We start from the raw sequence: 2,280 nt of genomic DNA, 5'->3' as shown, positions 1-2,280 counted from the left end.
CCGAACAGAAACGCGTCGACGCCGTGGCCGACCGCGAGCTCGGTCAGCTCGTAGATCCACTGGCGCGGCGGGCCGTGCAGGAAGCCCCGCGACCCGCGGACACGATCAGCCACGTCCAGTACACCTCCGGCACGACGGGCCGGCCGAAGGGCGTCCTGCTCCGGCACGGCGGCCTCGTCGCGACCACGCGGAGCTGGGTCGAGATCACCGGCCTGCGCGCCGGCGACCGCTACCCGGTGGTCGCGCCGTTCGCGCACGTCGGCGGCCACAAGACGGGCCTCCTCGCGAGCGCGGTCGCCGGCGCGACGGCGCTGCCCGTGGCGCGGTTCGACGCCGCGGAGCTGGCCGCCGCCTGCGCCGGGGGAGGCGTCACGTTCCTGCAAGGGCCGCCCGCGATGTACCGGGCGCTGCTCGCGGAGGGGCTGCCGCCGTCCCACGCGGTACGGGTCGCGGTGACGGGCGCGGCGTCCGTCCCCGCCGACCTCGTCCGTGGGCTGCGTGAGACGCTGGGGATCAGGACGGTCCTCACCGCCTATGGGATCACCGAGGCGGGCGGCGTGTGCACCATGACGCGGGCAACCGACCCGCCGGAGGCGGCCGTGCGCACCGCGGGCCGCGCCATCCCCGGCGTGCGGGTCCGGATCGGCGGGACGGGCGGTCCGGGCGAGATCCTCGTCCAAGGACCGGGGCTCATGGCGGGCTACCTCGACGATCCCGACGCGACCGCCGGGGCGCTGCGCGACGGCTGGCTCCGCACGGGCGACGTCGGCGTCCTGGACGAGCACGGCCGCCTCCGCGTGGTCGACCGGCTGACGGACGTCGTGATCGTGGGCGGCCTCAACGTCTACCCCGCGGAGGTCGAGCGCGTCCTGACGGAGCATCCGGCGGTCCGCGCCGCGGCGGTGGTGGGCATGCCGGACGACCGGCTCGGCGAGGTGCCAGCCGCCTTCGTCGTGCCGGACACCGGCCCGGACCACGAGGTGCTGGCGTTCTGCCGCGAGCGGCTCGCCGCCTACAAGCTGCCGCGCGCGCTCTGGTGGGTGGACGACCTGCCCCTGAACGGCGCGGGCAAGGTCGCCAAGCGCGAGCTCCGGGCCAGGGCGGCGGCCGGCCCGCCGCCTTGATGGGCAACCACATATTGGATTTAATATACGAATACATCGACAAGGGGAGGCGGGCCCGTGGACGTGGCGAAGAAGGTGGCCGTCGTCGTGGGCGGCGGCTCGGGGATGGGCCGGGCCAGCGCGGACCTGCTCGCCGAGCGCGGCGCGGCGGTGGCGATCCTCGACCTCCCGTCCGGCAAGGGCGCGGCCGCCGCCCAGGAGCTCGGCGGACCCGCCACCTTCCACCCCTGCGACGTCATGGACGAGGAGGGCGTCGAGCAGGCGCTGCGGGACGCCGTGGACGCGCACGGCGGCCTGCACATCGCCGTGAACACCGCGGGCGGCGGCGTCAGCAAGCGCGTCATCGGCCGGGAGGGGCCGCTGCCGCTGGAGCGGTTCCGGCACATCATCGAGTGGAACCTGATCGCCACGTTCAACCTCAACCGGCTTCAGGCGTGGCACATGAGCCGGAACGAGCCGGACGACCAGGGCGAGCGCGGCGTCATCGTCAACACCTCCTCGATCGCCGCGTTCGAGGGGCAGATCGGGCAGGTCCCGTACTCGGCCGCCAAGGCCGGGATCGCGGGAATGAGCCTGACGATGGCCCGCGACCTCGGCAGCCTCGGCATCCGCGTCATGGCGATCGCGCCCAGCCTGTTCGCCACCGGGCTGCTGGAGGGCGCCAGCGAGGAGATCATCGCGACCCTGACGAAGGACGCCGCCTTCCCGCGCCGGGCGGGCCGCCCGCAGGAGTACGCCTGGCTCGTCGAGTCGATCGTCCGCAACCCGATGCTGAACGGCCAGACCATCCGCCTCGACGGCGGCCAGCGGTTCGCCCCGCGCTGACGGGCCGGCGTCAGCGCGGCTCGTCCGGTGATGCATTGGGCCGAGCCAGGAGCAGGGCGGGGTCGGTCTCGCGCGGGGCGTCTCAGGTCGGGGCGGCGAACAGGCCCCGCTCGGTGAACAGCGCGGCCACGAGGTCGCCCTGCCGCCGGAGCGTCCGGGCGTAGGCCTGCTCGGCGCGGGCCGGCTCGCCGTCCCGGACCGCCGCGAGGACGGCCCGGGCGCCGTCCCGCATGACCTCGGCCGTGCAGTCCACGAGCACGCCGCCGTCCTGGTTGGTCAGGCGCAGCTTCACCTGGACGACCGGCGCGCCCCAGGACGACTCCGCCTGCTT

The 2,280-nt window shown here is 74.9% G+C and carries 2 protein-coding genes and 1 pseudogene; 2 read left to right on the top strand and 1 reads right to left on the bottom strand.

Features of this window, described 5'->3' with window-relative positions; genetic code table 11:
- Together E1300_RS49100 and E1300_RS49095 are read left to right on the top strand one after the other, a co-directional pair.
- On the top strand, positions 1-1,124 hold a 1,124-nt coding region (locus tag E1300_RS49100), incomplete at its 5' end, for an AMP-binding protein (protein WP_165503361.1).
- Positions 1,125-1,181: 57 nt separating this feature from the next.
- The gene (locus tag E1300_RS49095; protein ID WP_131764100.1) at positions 1,182-1,949 is read left to right on the top strand and encodes an SDR family NAD(P)-dependent oxidoreductase; all 768 of its coding nucleotides are present in this window, start codon (positions 1,182-1,184) and stop codon (positions 1,947-1,949) included.
- 82 nt (positions 1,950-2,031) lie between these two features.
- On the opposite strand, the pseudogene E1300_RS49090 reads toward E1300_RS49095, so the two are convergent.
- Positions 2,032-2,280 (bottom strand): annotated as a pseudogene (locus E1300_RS49090) (hypothetical protein); the annotation flags it as partial.

Source organism: Actinomadura fibrosa, assembly GCF_900659615.1.
Classification (GTDB): domain Bacteria; phylum Actinomycetota; class Actinomycetes; order Streptosporangiales; family Streptosporangiaceae; genus Spirillospora; species Spirillospora fibrosa.
Note: the sequence above shows the minus strand (reverse complement) of the source record. Positions and strands in the feature narration are given on the sequence as shown.